The sequence below is a fragment of the Citrobacter sp. MGH105 genome (assembly GCF_001037485.2).
Taxonomy (GTDB): Bacteria; Pseudomonadota; Gammaproteobacteria; order Enterobacterales; family Enterobacteriaceae; genus Citrobacter; species Citrobacter portucalensis.
Window position 1 is genome coordinate 2462093 of sequence record NZ_CP073048.1, and the last position, 25656, is coordinate 2487748.

Annotated in this window: 25 protein-coding genes; 21 read left to right on the forward strand and 4 right to left on the reverse strand. The window is 51.1% G+C overall.

Features of this window, described 5'->3' with window-relative positions:
• Positions 1-73: 73 nt before the first annotated feature.
• Positions 74-1063 (reverse strand): phage shock protein operon transcriptional activator, encoded by a 990-nt coding sequence (gene pspF / locus SK35_RS11795; protein WP_161495982.1) that lies wholly within the window; start codon positions 1061-1063, stop codon positions 74-76.
• Positions 1064-1218: 155 nt separating this feature from the next.
• On the opposite strand from pspF, the gene pspA reads away from it, so the two are divergent.
• From pspA to SK35_RS11870, 15 genes are all read left to right on the forward strand, one after another.
• Entirely contained in the window at positions 1219-1887 is a 669-nt protein-coding gene (gene pspA / locus SK35_RS11800; protein WP_003020532.1) for a phage shock protein PspA, read from the forward strand.
• Between the two features lie 54 nt (positions 1888-1941).
• Positions 1942-2166 (forward strand): envelope stress response membrane protein PspB, encoded by a 225-nt coding sequence (pspB, locus tag SK35_RS11805; RefSeq protein ID WP_048216271.1) that lies wholly within the window; start codon positions 1942-1944, stop codon positions 2164-2166.
• Positions 2166-2525, forward strand: coding sequence for an envelope stress response membrane protein PspC (gene pspC / locus SK35_RS11810; RefSeq protein WP_040093158.1), 360 nt, complete (start codon positions 2166-2168; stop codon positions 2523-2525). The genes pspB and pspC overlap by 1 nt, the downstream gene beginning before the upstream one ends.
• Positions 2526-2533: 8 nt before the next feature.
• Positions 2534-2764, forward strand: a complete 231-nt coding sequence (gene pspD / locus SK35_RS11815; RefSeq protein ID WP_003833267.1) for a phage shock protein PspD — start codon at positions 2534-2536, stop codon at positions 2762-2764.
• A 163-nt stretch (positions 2765-2927) separates the two neighbouring features.
• Positions 2928-4634, forward strand: coding sequence for a sugar phosphorylase (locus tag SK35_RS11820; protein ID WP_075551256.1), 1707 nt, complete (start codon positions 2928-2930; stop codon positions 4632-4634).
• Between the two features lie 16 nt (positions 4635-4650).
• A complete protein-coding gene (locus SK35_RS11825; RefSeq protein ID WP_048216273.1) occupies positions 4651-5943 on the forward strand; it encodes an ABC transporter substrate-binding protein in 1293 nt (430 codons plus the stop codon).
• 20 nt (positions 5944-5963) lie between these two features.
• Entirely contained in the window at positions 5964-6845 is an 882-nt protein-coding gene (locus SK35_RS11830) for a carbohydrate ABC transporter permease (RefSeq protein WP_042308518.1), read from the forward strand.
• A complete protein-coding gene (locus tag SK35_RS11835) occupies positions 6832-7674 on the forward strand; it encodes a carbohydrate ABC transporter permease (RefSeq protein WP_003020474.1) in 843 nt (280 codons plus the stop codon). Before SK35_RS11830 ends, SK35_RS11835 begins: the two co-directional genes overlap by 14 nt.
• Before the next feature lie 27 nt (positions 7675-7701).
• Positions 7702-8754: a zinc-dependent alcohol dehydrogenase gene (locus tag SK35_RS11840; RefSeq protein WP_048216274.1), complete on the forward strand. Its 1053-nt coding sequence runs from the start codon at positions 7702-7704 to the stop codon at positions 8752-8754.
• A gap of 16 nt (positions 8755-8770) precedes the next feature.
• Positions 8771-9559: a sugar phosphate isomerase/epimerase family protein gene (locus SK35_RS11845; RefSeq protein WP_048216275.1), complete on the forward strand. Its 789-nt coding sequence runs from the start codon at positions 8771-8773 to the stop codon at positions 9557-9559.
• Between the two features lie 10 nt (positions 9560-9569).
• Entirely contained in the window at positions 9570-10625 is a 1056-nt protein-coding gene (locus SK35_RS11850) for a Gfo/Idh/MocA family protein (protein ID WP_048216276.1), read from the forward strand.
• Positions 10622-12898, forward strand: coding sequence for a glycoside hydrolase family 65 protein (locus SK35_RS11855; RefSeq protein ID WP_156174799.1), 2277 nt, complete (start codon positions 10622-10624; stop codon positions 12896-12898). The genes SK35_RS11850 and SK35_RS11855 overlap by 4 nt, the downstream gene beginning before the upstream one ends.
• Positions 12895-13563, forward strand: coding sequence for a beta-phosphoglucomutase (gene pgmB / locus SK35_RS11860; RefSeq protein WP_048216277.1), 669 nt, complete (start codon positions 12895-12897; stop codon positions 13561-13563). Before SK35_RS11855 ends, pgmB begins: the two co-directional genes overlap by 4 nt.
• Before the next feature lie 10 nt (positions 13564-13573).
• Complete coding sequence (locus SK35_RS11865; protein ID WP_048216278.1) at positions 13574-14656, forward strand: ABC transporter ATP-binding protein; 1083 nt, start codon at positions 13574-13576, stop codon at positions 14654-14656.
• A gap of 68 nt (positions 14657-14724) precedes the next feature.
• Positions 14725-15630, forward strand: a complete 906-nt coding sequence (locus tag SK35_RS11870) for an OmpG family monomeric porin (RefSeq protein ID WP_048216279.1) — start codon at positions 14725-14727, stop codon at positions 15628-15630.
• 32 nt (positions 15631-15662) lie between these two features.
• Here SK35_RS11870 and SK35_RS11875 read toward each other — a convergent pair whose 3' ends face one another.
• Positions 15663-16673 (reverse strand): LacI family DNA-binding transcriptional regulator, encoded by a 1011-nt coding sequence (locus tag SK35_RS11875; RefSeq protein ID WP_048216280.1) that lies wholly within the window; start codon positions 16671-16673, stop codon positions 15663-15665.
• Between the two features lie 228 nt (positions 16674-16901).
• On the opposite strand from SK35_RS11875, the gene pspE reads away from it, so the two are divergent.
• From pspE to tyrR, 4 genes are all read left to right on the forward strand, one after another.
• On the forward strand, positions 16902-17219 hold the full coding sequence (pspE, locus tag SK35_RS11880; protein WP_048216281.1) for a thiosulfate sulfurtransferase PspE: 318 nt from the start codon (positions 16902-16904) through the stop codon (positions 17217-17219).
• A gap of 142 nt (positions 17220-17361) precedes the next feature.
• Positions 17362-18759 carry a YcjX family protein gene (locus tag SK35_RS11885; protein WP_048216437.1) on the forward strand — a complete coding sequence of 466 codons (1398 nt, stop codon included), beginning with the start codon at positions 17362-17364 and terminating at the stop codon, positions 18757-18759.
• Positions 18756-19817: a YcjF family protein gene (locus SK35_RS11890; RefSeq protein ID WP_032943592.1), complete on the forward strand. Its 1062-nt coding sequence runs from the start codon at positions 18756-18758 to the stop codon at positions 19815-19817. The genes SK35_RS11885 and SK35_RS11890 overlap by 4 nt, the downstream gene beginning before the upstream one ends.
• A 147-nt stretch (positions 19818-19964) precedes the next feature.
• A complete protein-coding gene (tyrR, locus tag SK35_RS11895) occupies positions 19965-21509 on the forward strand; it encodes a transcriptional regulator TyrR (RefSeq protein WP_008784910.1) in 1545 nt (514 codons plus the stop codon).
• A gap of 53 nt (positions 21510-21562) precedes the next feature.
• On the opposite strand, the gene tpx is transcribed toward tyrR, so the two are convergent.
• Positions 21563-22069, reverse strand: coding sequence for a thiol peroxidase (gene tpx / locus SK35_RS11900; protein ID WP_003020437.1), 507 nt, complete (start codon positions 22067-22069; stop codon positions 21563-21565).
• A gap of 115 nt (positions 22070-22184) precedes the next feature.
• Here tpx and ycjG point away from each other — a divergent pair, with 115 nt between their 5' ends.
• Positions 22185-23150 carry an L-Ala-D/L-Glu epimerase gene (gene ycjG / locus SK35_RS11905; RefSeq protein WP_048216282.1) on the forward strand — a complete coding sequence of 322 codons (966 nt, stop codon included), beginning with the start codon at positions 22185-22187 and terminating at the stop codon, positions 23148-23150.
• Here ycjG and mpaA read toward each other — a convergent pair.
• Entirely contained in the window at positions 23125-23853 is a 729-nt protein-coding gene (gene mpaA / locus SK35_RS11910) for a murein tripeptide amidase MpaA (protein ID WP_048216283.1), read from the reverse strand. The genes ycjG and mpaA overlap by 26 nt on opposite strands.
• Positions 23854-24037: 184 nt before the next feature.
• On the opposite strand from mpaA, the gene mppA reads away from it, so the two are divergent.
• Positions 24038-25651 (forward strand): murein tripeptide ABC transporter substrate-binding protein MppA, encoded by a 1614-nt coding sequence (mppA, locus tag SK35_RS11915; protein WP_008784907.1) that lies wholly within the window; start codon positions 24038-24040, stop codon positions 25649-25651.
• The last annotated feature ends 5 nt before the right edge of the window (positions 25652-25656 follow it).

A 25656-nucleotide genomic window follows, 5' to 3' on the forward strand; every position in this document is an offset into this window, starting at 1 on the left:
CAGTGATGGCGTCATGGTAAACCCTGATGGGGTTATGCGTCAAATCCACCAATATGACATCTGCAAATGTGCGTTAAATCTGGTGTTTTTTCAGCAAAGCGCGAAGCTGATGGTAAGTCAGCCCCAGTAATTCAGCGGCTTTTTTCTGGTTAAATTTTGCCTGCTGTAAGCTGGTTTGTAGAAAGTCTTTCTCTTGCTGCTGCTGGAATTCACGCAGATCCAGCGGTAACCCTACAGACATCGGTTTAGTTTCCGGCGCCTGCGGCTGCGTAGTGTGGCGGCGGAAGGGGTCAATGATTATCTCATCCAGCGGGTAATCACTGGTTCCATGCCGGTAAACGGATCGCTCCACGACGTTTTTCAGTTCACGAATATTGCCCGGCCAACGGTAGTGGAGGAGCGTTTCTCTGGCCTCGGCACTAAAACCCGGAAACAGAGGTAATCCGATCTCGCGGCACATCTGAATGGCAAAATGTTCGGCCATTAACATAATGTCACTTTGACGCTCGCGTAACGGTGGGAGTTGCACCACGTCAAAGGCCAGGCGATCCAGCAGGTCCGCGCGGAAAGTGCCTTCGCTAACCATGCGAGGTAAGTCGGCATTGGTCGCACAAACAAGTCGTACGTTAACCTGTAATGGTTGGCTACCACCTACGCGCTCCAGCTCGCCATATTCAATAACGCGCAGCAATTTTTCCTGTACCAACATCGGGGCAGTTGCCAGTTCATCGAGAAACAGCGTACCGCCGTCGGCGCGTTCGAAACGTCCTGGATGGCGTTTTTGCGCGCCGGTAAAGGCACCCGCTTCGTGACCAAACAGTTCGGAATCAAGCAAATTTTCGTTTAGCGCCGCGCAGTTAAGCGAAATAAACGGGCCTTGCCAGCGGGTGGAGAGGTAGTGCAGGCGGTTGGCGATAAGTTCTTTCCCGGTCCCGCGCTCACCTATAACCAGTACTGGTTTATCCAGCGGCGCGAGATGAGAAACCTGCTCCAGCACTTCAATAAAGCTGTTCGCTTCGCCCAGAAGATTATCTTTGTATCCTGCCATGATGAAATTCACCATTTGTTAGTGTTATTCACCAATCTACCCTAATTTTCGCAACAGGTAAAATTAGATATAATTAATAGAATCAATTAGATAAAAAGTTGGCACGCCCCGTGCATTACGAAAATAGCAGGGCATTGCCCGATATCAGAACAGTAAGTGAGGATTACATTATGGGTATTTTTTCTCGTTTTGCCGACATCGTGAACGCCAACATTAATGCGTTGCTGGAAAAGGCTGAAGATCCGCAGAAACTGGTGCGGTTGATGATCCAGGAAATGGAAGACACGCTGGTTGAGGTACGTTCTAACTCAGCGCGTGCGCTGGCAGAAAAGAAACAATTATCTCGCCGTATCGAACAGGCCAGTGCCCAACAGGCAGAGTGGCAGGAAAAAGCAGAACTTGCGCTGCGTAAAGAGAAAGAAGATCTGGCGCGTTCTGCGTTAATTGAAAAGCAGAAACTGACCGATTTAATTGCCTCTCTGGAGCATGAGGTGACACTGGTTGACGATACGCTGGCGCGTATGAAAAAAGAGATCGGTGAGCTGGAAAATAAACTCAGTGAAACCCGTGCTCGTCAGCAGGCGTTGATGTTGCGTCATCAGGCAGCGAGTTCTTCGCGTGATGTTCGTCGTCAACTGGACAGCGGCAAACTGGATGAAGCGATGGCGCGCTTTGAATCTTTCGAGCGTCGTATCGATCAGATGGAAGCCGAGGCTGAAAGCCATAACTTCGGTAAACAGAAGTCTCTGGATCAGCAATTTGCTGACCTGAAAGCAGATGATGAAATCAGCGAGCAGCTGGCGCAACTTAAAGCCAAAATGCAGCAAGACAAGCAATAATAACATCTGGCGGCGCCCGAACGCGCCGCCGCTCATCACCTGTAAGGAGTACTCATGAGCGCGCTATTTCTGGCCATCCCGTTAACCATCTTTGTGTTGTTCGTTTTACCGATTTGGCTCTGGCTGCATTACAGCAACCGTTCCAGTCGTGGTGAACTGTCGCAAAGTGAACTGCAACGCCTGGTTGAACTCAACGATGACGCACAGCGGATGCGTGAGCGCATTCAGGCGCTGGAAGACATTCTTGATGCTGAACATCCAAACTGGAGGGACCGCTAATGGGAGGCGTTAATCTGAATAAAAAACTGTGGCGTATACCGCAGCAGGGCATGGTGAAAGGGGTTTGCGCGGGTATTGCGCATTATCTCGATGTGCCTGTGAAACTGGTGCGGATCCTGGTGGTACTGTCCATCTTTTTTGGTCTGGCCTTTTTCACCTTTGTCGCCTACATCGTGCTGACGTTTGTGTTGGATCCGATGCCGGACAACGTGGTTTCCGGCGAGCAGCAGCCATCAAGCGGTGAGCTGTTGGATGCCGTCGATCGCGAGCTGGCGGCAAGTGAAAAGCGTTTACGTGAAATGGAACGTTATGTGACGTCCGATACTTTTTCCTTACGTAGTCGCTTCCGTCAATTGTGAGGACAGAAATGAACAATCGCTGGCAACGTGCCGGGCAAAGGGTTAAGCCGGGCTTTAAAATAGCAGGTAAGCTGGTGCTTCTGACCGCGCTGCGCTACGGCCCGGCGGGTGTAGCAGGGTGGGCGGTGAAGTCCGTCGCCCGACGCCCGCTAAAAATGCTGCTGGCGTTGGTTCTGGAACCGGTGTTGAGTCGGGCTGCGGCAAAATTGTCGAAACGTTATTCAGGTAATCAACCCTGATATTTGAATCAGCAAAAGCAAGCAACAATTAATCAACATTCCCTCAGTTAATTTGCGGCAGCTCACAAATACGATTTTTGGCTGCCAAAATTCTTTTTTAACCCCCCTCAAGACCACCTTAGCTGATTGACAGCTTATTTCCTGCAGAGTAGTCTCTTGATTCATGGGACCGCTACCACGAGAATCGAAGGTGAACCAAAAAATCCAAAAATGCCTGACAGAAGTTTATGGTCATACATTTACTTCATGCCACTATGAAGTGCTGTTTGCACGTTTAGAGAAATCACAGGGATTAATTAAAAAAATCCGTAAAGCGCATTGGGACGAGGGCGATGTGGTGCTTATTACCTACGCCGATCAATTCCACGGGGCTGGTAAAAAACCGCTACTGACGTTTAATCAGTTTTATAATGAATGGCTTAAATCGACATTTTCTCATGTGCATCTGCTGCCATTTTATCCGTGGTCATCGGATGATGGTTTTTCCGTGATTAATTACCATCAGGTTGCCAAAGAAACCGGTGACTGGAATGATATTAAGGAATTAGGTGAATCCAGTCGACTGATGTTTGATTTTGTTTGTAACCATATGTCAGCTAAAAGCGAGTGGTTTAATAATTATTTGCAACAGCTTGACGGTTATGAAAATTTCTTTATTGCAATGGATCCTGATACGGACCTGAGCAACGTCACACGTCCACGCGCATTACCGTTACTGACACCTTTTACGCTAAAAGATAACACCGTGCGTCACTTATGGACGACGTTCAGCGATGACCAGATCGATCTCAACTATGCCAACCCGGTGGTGTTACTGGCGATGGTTGATGTGCTGCTAAGTTATCTTGAGCAGGGCGCAGATTATGTTCGCCTGGATGCGGTTGGCTTTATGTGGAAAGAGCCTGGAACGAGCTGTATTCATCTGGAAAAAACGCATCAGCTTATCAAACTATTACGCGCTATTGCTGACTGCGCGGCGCCTGGTACGGCGATTATTACCGAAACTAACGTCCCGCATAAGGATAACGTGTCCTACTACGGTAATGGCCATGATGAAGCGCATATGGTGTACCAGTTTTCGCTGCCGCCGCTGGTGCTGCATGCGGTACAACGCCAGGATACGTCGACATTGTGCCAGTGGGCGCAATCACTGCAGCTGCCGTCTGGTGAGACGACCTGGTTTAATTTTCTCGCATCGCATGACGGCATTGGTCTCAACCCATTACGCGGTTTGTTGCCTGAAGACGAGATCATGCGGCTGGTGACGGAACTACAACAGGAAGGCGCGCTGGTTAACTGGAAAAATAACCCTGATGGCAGTCGCAGTCCGTATGAAATTAACGTGACATATATGGATGCGCTAACGCCTGGTAATTGTAGCGATGCCGAACGGTTTTCTCGCTTTATTCTCGCACATGCCATTTTGCTGAGTTTTCCAGGAGTGCCGGCGGTTTACATTCAAAGCATCCTTGGGTCACGCAATGATTATAAAGGTGTTGAGACGTTCGGTTATAACCGTGCGATTAACCGCAAAAAATATCAGGTAAGACAAATAGAAACGGAGCTGAAAGATGAAACCAGTTTGCGTCACGCTATTTATCATGAGTTATCCCGACTAATTGTAATACGTCGCAATAATAAAGCATTTCATCCTGATAGTGATTTTCAAATTAGCAGTATTACACCGGCCGTAATGCAAATTAAACGTATGGCGGAAACAGGTGAGCAAGTTATCGGATTATTTAATGTCAGCGGTCATACTCAAACCATTCGTATTGAAATTGAAAATGGAGTTGATTTGATTAGCGGTAAAACTATTTCAGGTAAGGAATTAACGTTGTACGCCTGGCAGGTCATGTGGGTTAAGTAATAAAAAGGAACATTTCATGCTTAAAGCTAAAATTGTGCTGATTTCAGCACTGGTTTCCTGCGCTCTGGTTTCCGGGTGTAAGGATGATAAAAAGTCCTCTGTCGCGATTGAATTTATGCACTCTTCTGTTGAGCAGGAGCGGCAAGCGGTTATCGCAAAACTGATTGAGCGTTTTGAAAAAGAAAACCCGGGCATCAGCGTCAAACAGGTCCCTGTGGAAGAAGATGCTTACAACACCAAGGTCATCACCCTGGCGCGCAGTGGTTCACTGCCTGAAATCATTGAAACCAGCCATGACTACGCGAAAGTTATGGACAAAGAGTCCCTCATCGACCGTAAAGCGGTAGCGCAGGTCATCAACGGCGTAGGTGAGGGTACTTTTTATGATGGCATCCTGCGTATTGTACGCACTGAAGACGGTAGTGCATGGACCGGGGTTCCGGTCAGCGCCTGGATTGGCGGGATCTGGTACCGCAAAGATGTGCTGGCAAAAGCGGGACTGGAAGAGCCAAAAGACTGGCAGCAATTGCTGAACGTGGCGCAGAAGCTCAACAATCCTGGCAGTAAGAAATACGGCATTGCGCTACCTACGGCAGAAAGCGTTCTGACCGAACAGTCATTCTCCCAGTTCGCGCTCTCTAACCAGGCCAACGTTTTTGATGCGCAGGGAAAGATTACGCTCGACACACCTGAAATGGCGCAGGCGTTGCAGTATTACCGCCAACTTGCCATGAACACCATGCCTGGCTCGAACGACATCATGGAAGTCAAAGATGCTTTCATGAACGGCACGGCGCCAATGGCGATTTATTCCACCTATATCCTCCCGGCGGTGATCAAAGAGGGCGATCCTAAAAATGTTGGCTTTATGGTGCCGACGGAAAAAGATTCCGCTGTTTACGGCATGCTGACGTCGCTAACCATTACCGCAGGTCAAAAAACCGAAGAGACAGAAGCGGCAGAGAAATTTGTCACCTTTATGGAGCAGGCAGACAACATTGCGGACTGGGTCATGATGTCGCCAGGGGCGGCGCTGCCGGTCAACAAAGCGGTGGTGAATACTTCGACGTGGAAAGATAACGCCGTCATTAAAGCGCTGGGTGAGTTACCCAATCAGCTGATTGCCGAACTACCGAATATTCAGGTCTTTGGCGCAGTCGGCGATAAGAACTTTACCCGCATGGGCGACGTAACCGGTTCCGGCGTCATAAGCACCATGGTGCACAACGTCACGGTAGGAAAAGCTGACCTTTCAACGACGATGAAGGCCAGCCAGACCAAACTGGATGACCTTGTTGAACAGCGCTAATGGGGAAATGGAAAGCCGTGATGAATAAGTTCTTTTCAGGTCGATCGGACATGCCATTTGCCATGTTGCTGCTGGCGCCTAGCTTACTCTTGTTGGGGGGGTTAGTTGCATGGCCGATGATATCTAACATCGAAATCAGCTTTATGCGTCTGCCGCTCAATCCGCAAATTGAGTCAACATTTGTCGGCCTGAGTAACTATATCCGTATCTTAACCGATCCCGGATTCTGGCATTCGCTGTGGATGACGGTCTGGTATACCGCGCTGGTTGTTGCCGGGAGCACGGTGCTGGGGCTGGGAGTGGCGATGTTTTTTAACCGTGAGTTTCGTCTGCGGAAAACGGCGCGCTCACTGGTGATCCTCTCTTACGTAACGCCATCTATTTCGCTGGTGTTTGCCTGGAAATACATGTTCAACAACGGCTACGGCATTGTGAACTATCTCGGCGTGGATCTGCTGCATCTGTTCGAGCAGGCGCCGTTATGGTTCGACAATCCCGGCAGCAGCTTCGCACTGGTCGTGCTGTTCGCCATCTGGCGCTACTTCCCGTATGCCTTTATCTCGTTTCTGGCGATTTTACAGACTATTGATAAATCGCTGTATGAAGCGGCGGAAATGGATGGCGCGAACGCCTGGCAACGGTTTCGTATCGTCACGCTGCCAGCGATCATGCCGGTGCTGGCGACCGTAGTCACGCTGCGTACGATCTGGATGTTCTACATGTTCGCTGATGTTTATCTGCTGACCACTAAAGTCGATATTCTCGGGGTCTATCTCTATAAAACAGCGTTTGCATTTAACGACTTAGGCAAAGCGGCCGCAATTTCCGTCGTCCTCTTCGTCATCATTTTCGCTGTTATCCTGCTGACCAGAAAACGGGTGAACCTCAATGGCAACAAATAAACGCACGCTTGGCCGCATCGGCTTTTACTGTGGATTAATTGTCTTCCTGGGCATCACGTTATTTCCGTTTTTTGTGATGCTGATGACCTCATTCAAAAGCGCAAAAGAGGCGATCTCGCTGCATCCCACGCTGTTACCTCAGCAATGGACGCTGGAACATTACATCGACATTTTTAACCCGATGATCTTCCCGTTTGTTGACTACTTCCGTAATAGCCTGGTGGTATCGGTCACGTCATCGGTGGTGGCGGTGTTTCTCGGCGTGCTCGGGGCGTATGCGCTTTCCCGTCTGCGTTTTAAGGGACGGATGACCATCAATGCCAGTTTTTACACGGTGTACATGTTTTCGGGGATTTTGCTGGTGGTGCCGCTTTTCAAAATCATTACGGCCCTCGGCATTTATGACACCGAAATGGCGTTGATTATCACCATGGTGACACAAACGCTGCCGACAGCCGTGTTTATGCTGAAAAGCTACTTCGACACCATTCCGGATGAGATAGAAGAGGCCGCGATGATGGATGGTTTAAATCGTCTGCAAATTATCTTTCGCATCACCGTGCCGTTGGCCATGTCCGGTCTGGTTTCAGTCTTTGTGTACTGCTTTATGGTTGCGTGGAATGACTATCTGTTCGCCTCGATTTTCCTCTCCAGCGCCAGCAATTTTACCTTACCGGTCGGTCTGAACGCGCTGTTCAGTACGCCTGACTATATCTGGGGACGCATGATGGCCGCGTCGTTAGTCACCGCATTGCCGGTTGTCATTATGTATGCGCTTTCCGAACGTTTTATTAAAAGTGGTTTGACCGCAGGCGGCGTGAAAGGCTAAGCGGCCAGTTTAATTAAGGAGTTGTAAATGAAGAAGTTAGTTGCCACCGAACCGCGTGTTGCAGCGCTGGTGGAATATGAAGACAGAGCAGTTTCCGCCAATGAAGTGAAAGTCCGCGTACGTTTTGGCGCACCGAAACATGGCACCGAAGTGGTCGATTTTCGCGCTGCCAGCCCGTTTATTGACGAAGATTTTAACGGTGAATGGCAAATGTTCATGCCACGTCCGGAAGGTGCACCGCGCGGGATCGAATTCGGTAAGTTCCAGCTTGGCAACATGGTAGTGGGCGATGTCATTGAGTGTGGTAGCGATGTGACCGAATACGCCGTTGGCGATTCAGTTTGCGGCTACGGTCCTCTGGCAGAGACGGTTATTTTTAATGCGGTGAACAACTACAAACTGCGCAAAATGCCTGAAGGCAGTTCGTGGAAAAATGCTGTGTGCTATGACCCAGCACAGTTCGCCATGAGCGGTGTGCGCGATGCCAATGTGCGCGTCGGCGACTTTGTTGTCATCGTCGGGTTAGGGGCAATTGGCCAGATCGCCGTACAACTGGCTAAAAAAGCGGGTGCGTCAGTGGTTATTGGCGTGGATCCGATTGCCCATCGTTGTGATATCGCGCGTCGCCATGGGGCTGATTTCTGTCTGGATCCGATTGGCACCGACGTGGGCATGGAAATTAAAAAGCTGACTGGCAAACAGGGCGCGGATGTGATTATCGAAACCAGCGGCTATGCGGATGCGCTGCAATCGGCGCTACGCGGTCTGGCTTATGGCGGAACTATCTCCTATGTCGCCTTCGCCAAACCTTTTGCTGAAGGGTTTAACCTGGGCCGTGAAGCGCACTTCAACAACGCCAAAATAGTCTTCTCCCGGGCCTGCAGTGAACCAAATCCAGATTATCCGCGCTGGAGCCGCAAGCGCATTGAGGAGACCTGCTGGGAACTGTTGATGAACGGTTATCTGAACTGTGAAGAGCTTATCGATCCGGTAGTCACCTTCGCCAGCAGCCCGGAAAGCTATATGCAGTATGTCGATCGCCATCCGGAACAGAGCATCAAAATGGGCGTGACGTTTTAATTAAGGAATACAGAAAATGAAAATCGGAACACAGAATCAGGCTTTTTTCCCGGAAAATATTCTCGAGAAATTCCGTTACATCAAAGAGATGGGTTTTGATGGTTTTGAAATTGACGGCAAATTGCTGGTCAACAATCTTGAGGAAGTGAAAGCGGCGATCAAAGAAACGGGTCTGCCTGTTACCACCGCCTGCGGGGGGTATGACGGCTGGATCGGTGATTTTATCGAAGAACGTCGTTTGAATGGTTTACAGCAGATTACCCGCATTCTCGAAGCGCTGTCCGAAGTAGGCGGGCAAGGCATTATTGTCCCTGCCGCCTGGGGCATGTTTACCTTCCGCCTACCGCCGATGACCTCTCCGCGTAGTCTGGAAGGCGATCGCAAAGCCGTCAGTGATTCATTGATTTATCTCGATAAAGTTGCCGAGCGTACGGGGACGGTGGTGTATCTCGAGCCGCTCAACCGCTATCAGGATCATATGATCAACACCCTGGCGGATGCTCGCCGCTATATCGTGGAAAACAACCTGAAGCATGTGCAAATCATTGGTGATTTTTACCATATGAATATCGAAGAAGATGATATGGCACAGGCGCTGCATGACAATCGCGATCTGTTGGGACACGTGCATATTGCGGATAACCATCGTTATCAGCCGGGGAGCGGTACGCTGGATTTCTCTGCGCTTTTTGACCAACTGCGTGAAGATAATTATCAGGGCTATGTAGTGTATGAAGGGCGCGTACGGGCGGAGAACCTGCCGGAAGCATACCGTCAGTCGCTGGCCTGGCTGCGTACCTGCTAAGAGGATTTCCGTGAAAAGTGCACTGACAAGCGCTCCGCTACGTGTCGCCATTATCGGCGCCGGGCAGGTAGCGGATAAAGTTCATGCTTCGTACTACTGCACCCGCAACGATCTGGAACTGGTGGCTGTCTGTGACAGCCGCCTGTCACAGGCGCAGGTGCTGGCAGAGAAATACGGTAATCCGCAGGTTTGGGACGATCCTCAGACGATGTTACGCGAGGCTAAGCCAGATATCGTCAGCATCTGTTCGCCCAATCGTTTTCATTACGAACACACCATGTTGGCGCTAAACGCCGGCTGTCATGTGATGTGCGAGAAGCCTCCGGCAATGACGCCAGACGAGGCGCTGGAGATGTGTCAAACGGCGCGGCGTATGGGGAAGGTACTGGCTTATGATTTTCATCATCGTTTCGCACTGGATACACAACTGCTTCGCGAACAGGTAATGAGCGGCGTGTTGGGTGAAATCTATGTCACTAATGTCCGCGCCTTGCGCCGCTGCGGCGTACCCGGCTGGGGTGTTTTTACCAACAAGGAACTGCAGGGCGGCGGGCCGCTGATTGATATCGGTATCCATATGCTTGATGCCGCGATGTATGTGTTGGGCTTCCCGGCGGTAAAGCGCGTTAACGCGCATAGCTATCAACGTATTGGTACGCGTAAGAACAGCGGCCAGTTTGGGGAATGGGATCCCGCGACGTACACCGTTGAGGATTCTCTGTTCGGCACGATCGAATTTCATAACGGCGGGATCCTGCGCCTTGAGACCTCTTTCGCGCTGAATATTCCTGAACAATCGATTATGAACGTCAATTTCTGTGGCGATCTTGCCGGGGCGACCTTATTTCCGGCGCAGGTATATACCGATCGTGACGGGACGCTGGATGTGCTGTTCCAGCGCGAAATAGCCGATGACAATCGTCATTTTCGCAGCATGGAGGCCTTCGTGAATCACGTTCAGGGCGAGCCTGTCGCTATTGCAGACGCAGAGCAGGGCGTCGTTATTCAACAACTGGTTGCCGCACTGTATGAATCGGCTGAAACAGGAACATATGTAGACTTATGACGGAGCCAGTAATGCTAACCGAACCGGCTTTTTGCCCACACAGTCTGAATAAATTCGCTTCACTCATGACGACCGGCAACGGTTATATGGGAATTCGCGCCAGCCACGAAGAAGCCTACACCTTACAAACTCGCGGCATGTATCTGGCTGGACTGTATCATCGGGCAGGGAAAGGCGAAATTAATGAACTGGTTAATCTGCCTGATGTGGTGGGCGTGGAGATTACGCTTAATGGCGAGATTTTCTCGCTAACCAGCGGCGTGATTGAGCGCTGGCATCGTGAACTGGATTTTGCCAGCGGAGAATTACGCCGTACCCTGGTCTGGCGAGCGCCCGGCGGCGCACGTTTCGCTATTGAGAGTCGGCGGTTTGTCTCGGCGCAAAAACTGCCGCTGTTTGCTATGGAAGTTGCCGTTACCCCGCTGGATGGTGATGCGAGCATTGGCATCTCAACCGGGATTGATGCCACGATCACCAATCATGGACGTCAGCATCTGGATGAAACGCAGGTCCGGGTATTTGGTCAGCATCTGCTGCAAGGCATTTACACCACCCAGGACAATCGCAACGATATCGCGATCACGACGTTTTGCGACGTAGACGGTACGGCGCAGCGCTGCTTCACCGCGAAAGAACGTCGGTTGTTACAACACAATAGCGTGCAGGCGAAAACTGGACAACGCGTTACGCTGACGAAAATTAGCTGGCTCGACTGGGCGAGCGAGCGCAGCCTGTCGCTGGAAACCTGGGGACGCCAGTCGCTGCGTAATCTGGAAGCGTGCGCCCAGCAGGGATATGACGCGCTGCTGGCGGAATCGACCGCTAACTGGCATGCCTGGTGGCAAAGCCATCGTGTTCAGGTCACCAGTAATGATATGAGCGATCAGCGAGCACTGGATTATGCGCTCTATCATTTGCGTGTAATGACGCCAGATCACGATGAGCGCAGCAGTATTGCGGCGAAAGGTCTGACGGGAGAAGGGTATAAAGGCCACGTTTTCTGGGATACCGAGGTCTTTCTGTTACCGTTCCATCTCTTCACCGAGCCGAAAACTGCAAGAGGTTTATTGCGTTACCGCTGGCATAATTTGTCGGGCGCGCGTGAGAAAGCCCGCCGCAACGGTTGGCAGGGGGCGCTGTTTCCCTGGGAGAGCGCGCGCAGCGGTGAGGAGGAGACGCCTGAATTTGCGGCGATCAACATCCGTACCGGACTGCGGCAGAAAGTGGCCTCCGCCCAGGCTGAGCATCATCTCGTGGCGGATATTGCCTGGGCGGTGATCAATTACTGGCATGCCTCCGGGGATATGAACTTTATGTCTCGTGAAGGTATAACGCTGCTTCTGGAAACAGCGAAGTTCTGGATAAGCAGGGCTGTCATGGTCAACGATCGTTTAGAGATCCACGATGTGATTGGTCCGGATGAATACACTGAGCATGTGAACAACAATGCGTTCACCAACTACATGGCCTGGTACAACGTAGAGCAGGCGCTCGGTTTTGCGCGTCGCCTGGGCTGTAACGATGAGATCTTTATTCATCGTGCTGAGCATTTTTTACGCCATCTCTGGCGTCCGGAAGCGTTGTCCGATGGTGTGTTACCTCAGGATGACACCTTCCTGAGCAAACCGGTTATCGATCTGTCCAGTTACAAAGCGAAAGCGGGCAAGCAGACGATTTTGCTCGATTACTCCCGTGCAGAAGTCAACGAGATGCAAATTCTCAAACAGGCCGATGTCGTGATGCTGACTTACATGCTGCCGGAGCAATTTAGCCCGCAAACATGTCTGGCTAACCTGCGTTATTACGAGCCACGCACGATTCACGACTCCTCTTTGAGTAAGGCGATTCATGGGATTGTAGCTGCGCGTTGCGGTGATTCGGCTCAGGGGTATCGGTTCTGGCGCGAAGGTTCGCTTATCGATCTCGGGGATGACCCGCACAGCTGCGATGATGGTATTCATGCGGCGGCAACGGGGGCCATCTGGCTGGGCGCAATCCAGGGATTTGCCGGAGTGAATATTCGCCATGGGGAGTTACATCTTGCCCCTGCATTACCGGAACATTGGCAAACACTGTCTTTCCCACTGCGCTGGCAGGGTTCCACTATGCAGATAACTATCAACGCTGCCGAAATCCGTATTCGCAGTGCTGAGCAAATTATCCTTTGGATTAATGGCGAAAAAGTCTCCGTGCAGGGGGAGGCCGTAATCTGCTATGACGCCATTATTTCGCCCACCTATGGGACCGCTACCACTAGAAGGGGCGATGAATGATATTCAAACCACAGGCCATCATTTTTGATTTAGATGGCGTGATTACCGACACTGCTCATCTGCATTTTCTCGCCTGGCGGCAGGTAGCCGGTGAAATAGGAATTGCGATTGACGAAACATTTAATGACAGCCTGAAAGGGATTAGTCGCGGCGAATCGCTACAGCGTATTTTGCAATATGGCGGGAAAGCGGGGGAATTTACACCTGAAGTTTGCGCACAATTGGCCGAGAGAAAAAACAGGCTGTATGTCCATTCTTTGCGCCAGTTGACGGTGAACTCGGTACTGCCGGGAATACGTGAGCTGCTGATGACGCTGCGGGAAGAGCGGATTCCGGTGGGGCTGGCCTCCGTGTCGCTCAATGCGCCCACTATTTTACAGGCGCTTGATCTTAGCGCTTGTTTTGACTTTTGTGCGGATGCGGCGCTGATTACCCATTCAAAACCGGATCCGGAGATTTTTCTGGCGGCCTGTGCGGGGCTTGGCGTTGACCCGCAACAGTGCATTGGCATAGAAGATGCACAAGCAGGAATTGATGCAATCAACGCCTGCGGCATGCTTTCTGTCGGCATCGGTACGGGGCTGAACGGGGCAAGCCTGCAACTTCCTTCAACCGAATTTCTGACGTGGCCGTGCTTATCGGCTCTCTGGCAACACGACAAGTAAAGGATTCAACATGGCACAGCTTTCGTTGCAGCATATTCAAAAAATTTACGACAACCAGGTACACGTCGTTAAAGACTTCAATCTGGAAATCGAAGACAAAGAGTTTATTGTTTTTGTTGGGCCTTCCGGTTGCGGGAAGTCAACGACGTTGCGCATGATCGCCGGCCTGGAAGAGATCAGCGGCGGCGATCTGCTGATTGACGGTAAACGGATGAACGATGTGCCGGCGAAATCGCGCAACATTGCGATGGTTTTTCAGAACTACGCGTTGTACCCGCACATGACAGTCTATGACAACATGGCGTTTGGCCTGAAAATGCAGAAAATTGCCCCTGCCGTGATTGAGGAGCGTGTCAACTGGGCGGCGCAAATCCTTGGCCTGCGCGATTATCTGCAACGTAAACCGGGTGCGTTATCCGGTGGTCAGCGTCAACGTGTGGCACTGGGGCGTGCGATTGTTCGTGAGGCAGGGGTCTTCCTCATGGATGAACCCTTATCGAACCTCGATGCCAAACTTCGCGTACAGATGCGGGCAGAAATCAGCAAGCTGCATCAGAAACTCAATACCACCATGATATATGTTACCCATGATCAAACCGAAGCCATGACCATGGCGACGCGTATTGTGATTATGAAGGATGGCATTGTTCAGCAGGTTGGTGCGCCGAAAACAGTTTATAACCACCCAGCAAATATGTTTGTCGCAGGATTTATTGGCTCACCGGCCATGAACTTTATTCGTGGCACGATTGACGGTGATAAGTTTGTTACTGAAACACTGAAATTAACGATTCCAGAAAATAAATTAACACAATTAAAACTACAGGGTTATGAACATCAGGCGGTCACGCTGGGAATTCGTCCTGAAGATATACATCCGCAGGTTAATAATAAAAATAGTGTGTCGGCAAAAATTAGCGTTGCAGAATTAACTGGCGCTGAATTTATGCTTTATACCATTGTTGGGGGGCATGAGTTAGTGGTCCGTGCTGGGGCAGTGAATGATTATCACGCAGGAGAAAAAATCACTATTCATTTTGATATGGCGAAATGCCATTTCTTTGATGCTGAAACTGAAGTGGCTATTCAATAAAATTCCGGGGGGATAATAATCCCCCACGCCTTGGGGCATTTTTGCGAGTATTTTAACAAGGAATAATAATGAAAACCCTACTGTCCGCTACTGCGCTGATTATGAGCGCAGGAATGGCCTGCGCGCAGGCTGCTGAAAAGAATGACTGGCACTTTAACATCGGTGCTATGTACGAAATAGAAAACGTTGAAGGTCAGGGCGAAGATATGGATGGACTGGCTGAGCCGTCCGTCTATTTTAATGCGTCCAATGGGCCGTGGAAAATATCGCTGGCCTATTACCAGGAAGGGCCGGTTGATTACAGCGAGGGTAAGCGCGGTACGTGGTTTGACCGACCTGAACTGGAAGTCCGCTATCAATTCCTCGAAAGCGAGAATGTTAATTTCGGCTTGACAGGTGGCTTCCGTAATTACGGTTATCACTATGTGAATGAACCCGGAAAAGACACAGCTAATATGCAGCGCTGGAAAGTGCAGCCAGATTGGGATGTTAAACTTACCGATGACCTGCGCTTTAGCGGCTGGTTTGCGATGTATCAATTCGTTAATGATTTGAGCACCACCGGCTACTCTGATAGCCGCGTCGAAAGTGAGAGCGGGTTGAATTATACGTTTAACGAAACAGTAGGGTTAACTGTGAACTATTACCTTGAACGCGGCTTTAATCTGGCAGATTCGCGTAATAATGGTGAGTTCTCAACCCAGGAAATTCGTGCTTATTTGCCTCTGTCCTTCGGCAATACAACCCTGACGCCGTATACCCGCCTGGGGCTTGATCGCTGGTCAAACTGGGACTGGCAGGATGATCCTGAACGCGAAGGCCATGATTTCAATCGTCTCGGTTTACTGTATGCGTATGATTTCCAGAACGGTTTATCAATGTCTCTGGAGTATGCTTATGAATGGGAAGATCATGACGAAGGCGAAAGCGACAGGTTCCATTATGCTGGTATAGGCGTGAACTACGCATTCTAAAAAAGAACAGGGGCATTATTATGCCCCTGTTTTTACACCAGTGAGTCGGCCAAAGATATTTGCGTGCTTACAGTTATATTCTGTAATCCTTTCTCACCTGCAATCAGATTAAATAATAAATTACAACTTTGTTCACCCAACTGCTGAGTAGGTACATCAATTCCACCAGGAACTGGTGTGAGCATAAAAGAAAGTAGCTCATTACTATAGCCTACAACGGCAAGTTGTTGTGGGATGTCAATGTTTTTCTCGGCCGCCACGCGATATAAGCTCATTAACTTTAAGCTGTCTGTCGCAAATACGGCATCGGGTAGCGGCTGCTGGCTCAGTAATTTTCGAGAAGCAAGCAAGGCGGTTTCATGAGTATACCCGCCGTCAATAACCCACTCATCGCGCATTTTAATGTTATGTGCCTGAAGGCTGGCTTTATAACCGTTAACGCGGTCGATAGAAACATGGACGTCAAGCGGTGCATGCAAACAGGCTATATTACGGTGGCCACTCTCAATCAGTGCATTTGTCAGCGTAATACTGTCGCGATAATTATCGGTGTCTACAGAATAGACATTGGCGTAGTCACCTTCAACTTTCCCAATAACCACAACCGGTACGTTGTATTTATCCAGACTAGCAAAAAATGATTCATCGGCAGGAGAGCTCAGCATAATGATCCCTTTGATCAACTTCTGCTTAATTTTGCTCTCACATTTTTGTAAATCATCTTCGGTGCTTCGCGACGTCTGCAATATGACATCAAAACCGACTTCTTCAGCCTTGGCAGTAATTGCATGCAACACTTCAGAGAAAAACGGATTACCGGCAGTTGTTTTTGCAGAACGGGTAGATATCACCATTATTGCATCAAACCCGGAAGAGGTCAGCGCGCGAGCAAGTTTATTAGGCTGATACTGTAACTCATCAATTGCGCGCAGCACCTTTTCAAGCGCTTCCGGCGAGATGTTGGTTTGCTTATTAAGCACGCGCGATACCGTGGATTTTGATACGCCAGCGGCTCGTGCAATATCATAAATGGTAGGAGACATAGATCCCAAGCTCCGTCCGAGAGTCAATGGCGGACATATTATGGAGTTAATTGACGAATGACAACAATCTCGGAATGCGGTTAGAAAAATCAAAAGGCTAACTGCAGCATGGGTAACCTGAGGAACAATCGTCCGCGCCTGCAGGCGGTGATAATGCGGTCGCAATATTTTCTTAAGAACAGGCGTATAGTGTGGTGGTTAAATCCAACAATCAGTCGGGAAGATATTATGTTGAAAAAAGGCGTATTAGCGTTGGCACTGGTCATCGGCATGCCGGTTTATGCAGTTGAACACTGGATTGATGTTCGCATTCCTGAACAGTACCAACAGCAGCATATTCAGGGGGCCGTCAACATTCCGTTGAAAGAGATGAAGACGCGTATCGCAGCTGAAGTGCCTGATAAGAACGACACCGTGAAGCTGTACTGCAACTCCGGGCGTCAATCGGGGCAGGCGAAGGATATGTTAACTGAAATGGGCTATACGCAGGTGACGAATGAAGGTGGCATCAATCAGATAGCGCTTCCTAAAGTAGAGAATAAATAAACCGCCCGCATTCATTCTGCTACAGGCGGTAAGAATAATGCCGCCTGATACAGCACAGGTAGTTGATAAGTAAGAATTGGCCCCTATCTTTACTTCCTGTTTGTTATAATTTCTTCGGTTCCTTCAGCAAAACGGGATGGCGATGAAGCGACTTAAAAATGAACTCAATTCGCTGGTTAATCGCGGGGTAGACCGGCATTTACGCCTGGCTGTTACCGGACTTAGCCGCAGCGGTAAGACGGCGTTTATCACCGCGATGGTAAACCAGTTACTCAATATTCATGCCGGTGCGCGCTTGCCGTTGCTCAGTTGCGTGCGCGAAGAGCGTCTGCTTGGCGTGAAACGGGTTCCTCAACGCGATTTTGGCATTCCGCGCTTTACCTATGATGAGGGACTGGCACAGCTGTACGGTTCTCCGCCGACCTGGCCGACCCCTACGCGTGGCGTGAGTGAAATACGTCTGGCGCTGCGCTATAAATCCAATGACTCTTTACTGCGCCACTTTAAAGACACCTCCACGCTGTACCTGGAGATCGTCGATTATCCGGGGGAGTGGCTGCTCGATTTACCGATGCTTGCCCAGGATTATCTGAGCTGGTCGCGGCAAATGACCGGATTATTGCAGGGGCAGCGGGGCGAATGGTCGGCAAAATGGCGGCAGTTATGCCAGGGGCTGGATCCGTTGGCGCCTGCTGATGAAAACCGTCTGGCGGAAATTGCTGCCGCCTGGACGGAGTATCTGCATCAGTGTAAACAGCAGGGCCTACATTTTATTCAACCGGGCCGTTTTGTCCTGCCCGGAGATATGGCGGGCGCGCCTGCGCTGCAATTCTTCCCGTGGCCGGATGTCGATGCCTGGGGTGAATCAAAGCTGGCGCAGGCTGACAAACACACCAACGCGGGCATGTTGCGCGAAAGATTCAATTATTACTGCGAAAAGGTCGTCAAAGGGTTTTATAAGAATCACTTCCTGCGCTTTGACCGCCAGATTGTGCTGGTCGATTGCCTGCAGCCGCTCAACAGCGGGCCACAGGCGTTCAACGACATGCGCCTGGCGCTTACCCAGTTGATGCAAAGCTTCCATTACGGGCAGCGTACGCTGTTTCGTCGGTTATTTTCTCCAGTGATCGACAAGCTGCTGTTTGCCGCCACCAAAGCCGACCACGTCACGGTCGATCAGCACGCCAATATGGTGTCGCTTTTACAGCAGTTGATCCAGGATGCCTGGCAAAACGCGGCGTTCGAAGGTATCAGCATGGATTGTCTGGGGCTGGCATCGGTGCAGGCAACCACCAGCGGCTTGATCGATGTGAAAGGTGAAAAGATCCCGGCGCTGCGTGGCAATCGTCTGAGCGATGGCGAACCGCTGACCGTTTATCCTGGTGAAGTGCCTGCGCGACTGCCAGGACAGGCGTTCTGGGACCGCCAGGGATTTCAGTTTGAAGCATTTCGCCCGCAGGCTATGGATGTCGATAAACCCTTACCACATATCCGCCTCGATGCCGCGCTGGAGTTTTTAATAGGAGATAAATTGCGATGAGCGAGCCGTTAAAACCGCGTATCGATTTCTCAGGTCCGCTGGACGTGGAACAAAACACGGCGTTTAAAGCGCAGCAAATGTTCAACGAAACGGAGGCGCAGACTTTTTCTCCGGCGAAAGTGGATGAACCCCTGGAAGACGAAGGTCAGGCGGAGGCCGTCATTGATGCGGCCTTACGCCCCAAACGCAGTCTGTGGCGCAAGATGGTGATGGGCGGGCTGGCGCTGTTTGGCGTGAGCGTTGTTGCTCAGGGTGTGCAGTGGACCATGAACGCCTGGCAGACTCAGGACTGGGTCGCGCTAGGAGGATGTGCCGCAGGCGCATTGATTATCGGCGCAGGTGTCGGATCGGTGGCGACCGAGTGGCGCAGATTGTGGCGATTGCGTCAGCGCGCGCACGAACGTGATGAAGCGCGAGACTTGCTCCACAGCCATGGAACCGGAAAAGGTCGTGCATTTTGTGAAAAACTGGCGCAGCAGGCGGGTATCGATCAGTCTCATCCAGCATTGCAGCGTTGGTATGCCTCAATTCATGAAACACAGAACGATCGCGAAGTGGTCAGCCTGTATGCCCATCTGGTGCAGCCGGTGCTGGATGCGCAAGCCCGGCGTGAGATCAGTCGTTCAGCGGCAGAGTCCACGCTGATGATTGCCGTCAGCCCGCTGGCACTGGTGGATATGGCGTTTATCGCCTGGCGCAATCTGCGCCTGATTAATCGCATTGCATCGCTGTATGGCATTGAACTTGGTTATTACAGCCGTCTGCGCCTGTTCCGCCTGGTGTTGTTGAATATCGCTTTTGCCGGGGCCAGTGAGCTGGTGCGGGAAGTAGGGATGGACTGGATGTCGCAGGATTTAGCCGCCCGCTTATCAACGCGTGCCGCACAGGGCATTGGCGCGGGGTTATTAACGGCGCGTCTGGGCATTAAAGCTATGGAGCTTTGCCGACCGCTGCCGTGGATCGATGATGATAAGCCACGACTGGGCGATTTTCGCCGTCAACTGATTGGTCAGGTGAAAGAGACCTTACAAAAGAACAAATCTCCGCGCGAAAGTTAGCTATAAAACAGGCGCCGATCGTATAACTTTACGCCCCGGCGCCTAATTTTCCAGCGCGCTGTCAATATTTGTTGACAGAGTTCTTCCTGCAAACCAAATACTGTCTTATCATTTAACACATAATCCCTTGTCCAGGTGAAGGTTCCTATGCGTTTGGAAGTCTTTTGTGAAGACCGTCTTGGTCTGACCCGCGAATTGCTCGATTTACTGGTGCTGAGAAGCATTGATTTACGCGGTATCGAGATTGACCCCATCGGGCGAATTTACCTTAATTTTGCGGAGCTGGAGTTCACCAACTTCAGCAGTCTGATGGCTGAAATCCGCCGTATTTCAGGGGTTACGGATGTGCGTACCGTACCCTGGATGCCTTCCGAACGTGAACATCTGGCGCTGAGTGCTCTGCTTGAAGCGTTGCCAGAACCGGTCCTTTCTCTTGATATGAAAAGCAAAGTTGAGATGGCGAACCCTGCGAGCTGTCAACTTTTTGCGCACACCCAGGAGCGGATGCGCAACCATACCGCAGCCCAGTTAATCAATGGGTTTAACTTTCAGCGCTGGCTGGAAAGCAATCCGCAGGATTCCCATAGCGAACATGTCGTGATTAACGGGCAGAATTTCCTGATGGAAATTACGCCTGTCCATTTGCAGGGCGAAAATCAGGAGCAGATGCTGACCGGCGCGGTGGTGATGTTGCGCTCCACCATCCGAATGGGGCGTCAGCTGCAAAATATGACAACGCAGGATCTCAGCGCGTTTAGCCAGATTATTGCCGTCAGCGCCAAAATGAAACACGTCGTAGAACAAGCGCGCAAGCTGGCGACGCTGAGCGCACCGCTGCTGATTACTGGTAATACCGGCACCGGCAAAGATCTTTTTGCTCATGCCTGTCATCTGGCAAGCCCGCGTGCGTCGAAACCGTATCTGGCGCTGAACTGTGCGTCAATCCCTGAAGATGCGGTTGAAAGCGAGCTGTTTGGCCATGCGCCGGAAGGCAAAAAAGGGTTCTTTGAGCAGGCGAATGGCGGTTCGGTTCTGTTAGATGAAATTGGCGAAATGTCGCCGCGTATGCAGACCAAATTGCTGCGTTTTCTCAATGACGGCACGTTCCGTCGCGTGGGAGAAGATCACGAAGTTCATGTTGATGTCCGTGTGATTTGCGCGACGCAAAAGAACCTTGTGGAGCTGGTGCAGAAAGGACTTTTCCGTGAGGACCTCTATTATCGTCTGAATGTACTGACGCTAAACCTGCCGCCGCTGCGCGATTGCCCACAAGATATTATGCCGCTTACCGAACTGTTTGTGGCGCGTTTTGCCGATGAACAGGGCGTGCCACGTCCGAAGCTGTCCGCCGATCTCAGCACGGTGTTAACCCGTTACGGTTGGCCGGGCAACGTGCGTCAGCTTAAAAACGCTATCTACCGGGCGCTGACCCAGCTTGAAGGTTATGAGCTGCGGCCGCAGGATATTTTACTGCCGGATTATGATGCGGCAACGGTTGCGGTCGGAGAAGAGGTAATGGAAGGGTCGCTGGATGAAATTACCAGCCGCTTTGAACGCTCCGTGCTGACGCAGCTGTATATGAATTATCCCAGCACGCGCAAGCTGGCCAAGCGCCTCGGCGTTTCGCATACCGCGATTGCCAATAAATTGCGCGAGTACGGCCTGAGCCAACAGAAAAAAAGCGAAGAGTAATGCCGTAAATGAAAATGCCTCCATCCGGAGGCATTTTTGTATGCAAACGCAGCTTACGCTTTCAGTACGTCCAGCGCCGCTGTGTAGTCTGGTTCGTTGGTGATTTCATTGACCAGTTGGCTGAAAACAACATTGTCATTTTCATCGATAACAACTACGGCACGTGCGGCCAGACCTTTCAGCGGGCCTTCAGCGATTTCAACACCGTAGTTTTTCAGGAATTCTGCGTTGCGCAGGGTGGACAGCGTGATAACGTTGCTCAGACCTTCCGCGCCGCAAAAACGAGAGTGGGCGAATGGCAGGTCGGCCGAAATACACAGTACGACGGTATTGTCGATTTCTGTCGCCAGTTGGTTAAACTTACGTACCGATGCCGCGCAAACGCCAGTATCGATGCTTGGGAAAATATTCAGCACTTTGCGCTTGCCTGCAAACTGGCCCAGCGTAACGTCAGACAGGTCTTTAGCCACAAGGGTAAAAGCCTGAGCTTTGCTTCCAGCCTGAGGAATGGAGCCGGCAACTGCAACCGGGTTGCCCTGGAAATGAACGGTTTGTGACATGGTTATCTTCCTGTTTACATATAGTTAACGTCGAGGCTAGTTTATGCCATCAACAGTTAACACGGCAAACGCTATTTGCGGATATCCGCTTCAGGGACTGCATTAAGGAAAACAAATGAGAACAGTTAAGGTATATGAGGAAGCCTGGCCGCTGCACACTCCCTTTGTCATCGCCCGTGGGAGCAGGACCGAAGCGCATGTGGTTGTCGTCGAATTGACAGAAAATGGCGTCACAGGTATTGGCGAGTGCACACCGTACCCGCGCTACGGTGAAAGCGATGCCTCTGTCCTGGCGCAAATTATGAGCATTGCACCACAACTGGAAAACGGACTGACGCGTGAAGAGCTGCAAAAACTGCTGCCAGCAGGAGCTGCGCGAAATGCCGTAGACTGTGCGTTGTGGGATCTGAGTGCGCGTCAACAGCAGAAGTCGTTGGCGGAATTGGTGGGAAGTGAACTGGCGGAAGTGGTGGTGACGGCGCAAACCGTGGTGATTGGCTCGCCGGAACAAATGGCCGCGAGCGCGGCTGCGCTGTGGGGAAATGGCGCAAAACTGCTGAAAGTTAAACTGGATGCTCGCTTAATTAGTGAGCGGATGGTTGCCATTCGTGCGGCTGTTCCTGACGCCACGATTATTGTCGACGCCAACGAATCCTGGCGGGCAGAAGGCCTTGCGGCACGCTGTCAGCTTCTGGCTGATTTAGGGGTGGCGATGCTGGAGCAGCCGCTGCCGGCCCAGGATGATGCCGCGCTGGAGAATTTTGTGCATCCGCTGCCCATCTGCGCAGATGAAAGTTGCCACACTCGCAGTAGCCTGAAAGCGCTGCACGGACGCTATGAAATGGTCAATATCAAACTGGACAAAACAGGCGGTCTGACGGAAGCACTGGCGCTGGCAACGGAAGCCCGCGAGCAGGGATTTGCGCTGATGCTGGGCTGCATGCTGTGTACCTCCCGGGCTATTGGTGCGGCGTTACCGCTTACGCCGCAGGTTAACTTTGCCGATCTTGATGGTCCTACGTGGCTGGCCAGCGATGCGGAGCCAGCCCTACATTTTACGACCGGGCAGCTCCATCCCTAGGGTGCCAGCGCAGCAGATTGGACATGGCCAGCAGGTATTTTTCGCTCGCTTCATCCGATGAAATGGGCGGAAATTCGGCGGTTATGCAGTGTAAATTCAGGTCTGCGCACCAGCTCCCAAAAGAGCCGGGCGTTTCATAACCTACGCTGGTGACCAGAGGCAATTCAAACGACTGTGCCAGCCACGAACCCAGCTCGCTGCTTCTGGGATCTTCAATACAGGCCAGTGGATCGTGAAAAGAGACTACCCAGGCGGGATGAATTCGGTGAATAAGCTGACACAACGCCTGGGTTTCTGGTTCCGAACCCGGACTTTCGCCGGTCAACAACACCACATCACGCTCTTCTGCGCTACTGTTCCAGCGATACACCGTTTCTCCCGCTTTCCAGTTTGCGGCGGGAAAATTACGGTTCAGATCGACGCCGTTCGCATTTGCGCGCAGTCCAAGCTGGCAACCGTCAGGGTTTACGGCCAGCACTACATGGTGGCGACGCAAGGAAGGGTTAAGCGTACGCAATGCGCAAGAAAGGGTAACGATCGAGGAGTTTTCGTCGCCGTGTGTTCCCGCCAGTATCAGGCCGCTTTCACGATCGGCTGCCAGTGCAGGAAACCAGATTAGCGGTGCGCCTAACAATGAACGTCCGTAATGTTCGGTTCCAGGTGGGAATGCGCCGCGCTCGGCACGGGGACGGGTAACGGTCATAGTCATCTCTGAATGCTTGGATTGTTACTCGCAGTGTTGTGCAAAATGTATGGATAATCAAATCGTTTTCACACACTTATCTTTTCAGGTGTAATATCACTTTCTTGTCGGAAGTTAATTGCATTTCCTGCTGGCGATACAAATAATTACACATTCACTTAGTAGCCGGAATTGAGGGTATCTTATGCAGCATTCTGTTTCAGTAACCTGTTGTGCGTTGTTGGTTAGCAGCATTTCTTTATCCTGGGCTGCTGATGTTCCCAGCGGAACGGTACTGGCAGAGAAACAAGAACTGGTGCGTCATATAAAAGACGAACCGGCGTCGCTTGATCCGGCAAAAGCCGTAGGGCTGCCTGAAATACAGGTTATTCGTGATCTATTTGAAGGGCTGGTCAACCAGAATGAGAAGGGTGAGATCGTGCCTGGCGTCGCTACCCAGTGGAAGAGTAACGATAACCGCATCTGGACGTTTACGCTGCGTGACAATGCGCAATGGGCGGATGGTACGCCGGTAACGGCGCAGGATTTTGTCTATAGCTGGCAGCGTCTGGTTGACCCAAAAACGCTGTCGCCGTTTGCCTGGTTTGCTGCGCTGGCGGGTATTAATAATGCTCAGGCTATTATCGATGGCAAAGCCACGCCTGATAAACTTGGCGTTAGTGCTGTCGATGCACGGACATTGAAAGTTCAACTGGATAAACCGCTGCCCTGGTTTGCCAATCTGACAGCGAGTTTTGCATTCTATCCGGTACAAAAAGCTAACGTTGAGAGCGGCAAAGAGTGGACCAAACCAGGCAATCTTATTGGTAACGGCGCCTATGTGCTCAAAGATCGCGTCGTGAACGAAAAACTGGAAGTGGTGCCGAACACGCATTATTGGGATAACGCCAAAACAGTGTTGCAAAAAGTCACCTTCCTGCCGATCAACCAGGAATCAGCTGCGACCAAGCGCTATCTTGCGGGTGATATTGATATCACGGAATCCTTCCCGAAAAATATGTACCAGAAACTGTTGAAGGATATCCCGGGTCAGGTTTACACCCCGCCGCAGCTTGGTACTTATTATTATGCTTTCAATACCCAGAAGGGACCGACCGCCGACTCACGCGTGCGGCTGGCACTCAGCATGACTATCGATCGTCGTCTGATGGCGGAGAAGGTATTGGGTACAGGTGAGAAGCCGGCATGGCATTTTACGCCGGATGTAACGGCAGGATTTGTGCCGGAACCTTCACCGTTTGAGCAAATGAGTCAGGAAGAACTGAACGCGCAGGCAAAAACGCTGCTGCGTGCGGCGGGCTATGGCCCACAGAAACCGCTTAAACTGACGCTGCTGTACAACACCTCAGAAAATCATCAGAAGATTGCTATCGCAGTGGCTTCTATGTGGAAGAAGAACCTCGGTGTTGACGTAAAATTGCAGAATCAGGAATGGAAAACGTATATCGACAGCCGTAATACCGGTAATTTTGATGTGATCCGCGCCTCATGGGTGGGTGACTACAATGAGCCTTCTACGTTCTTGTCGCTATTAACATCGACCCATACGGGCAATATCTCCCGATTTAATGATCCGGCGTACGACAAAGTGTTGACCCAGGCAACTCTGGAGAATACAGAGAAAGCGCGCAATGCCGATTATAACGCCGCGGAGAAAATTCTGATGGAACAGGCACCTATTGCACCGATTTATCAGTATACCAACGGGCGTTTAATTAAACCGTGGCTGAAAGGGTATCCGATTACTAACCCTGAAGATGTGGCCTATAGCCGCACAATGTATATCGTTAAGCACTAACAGAG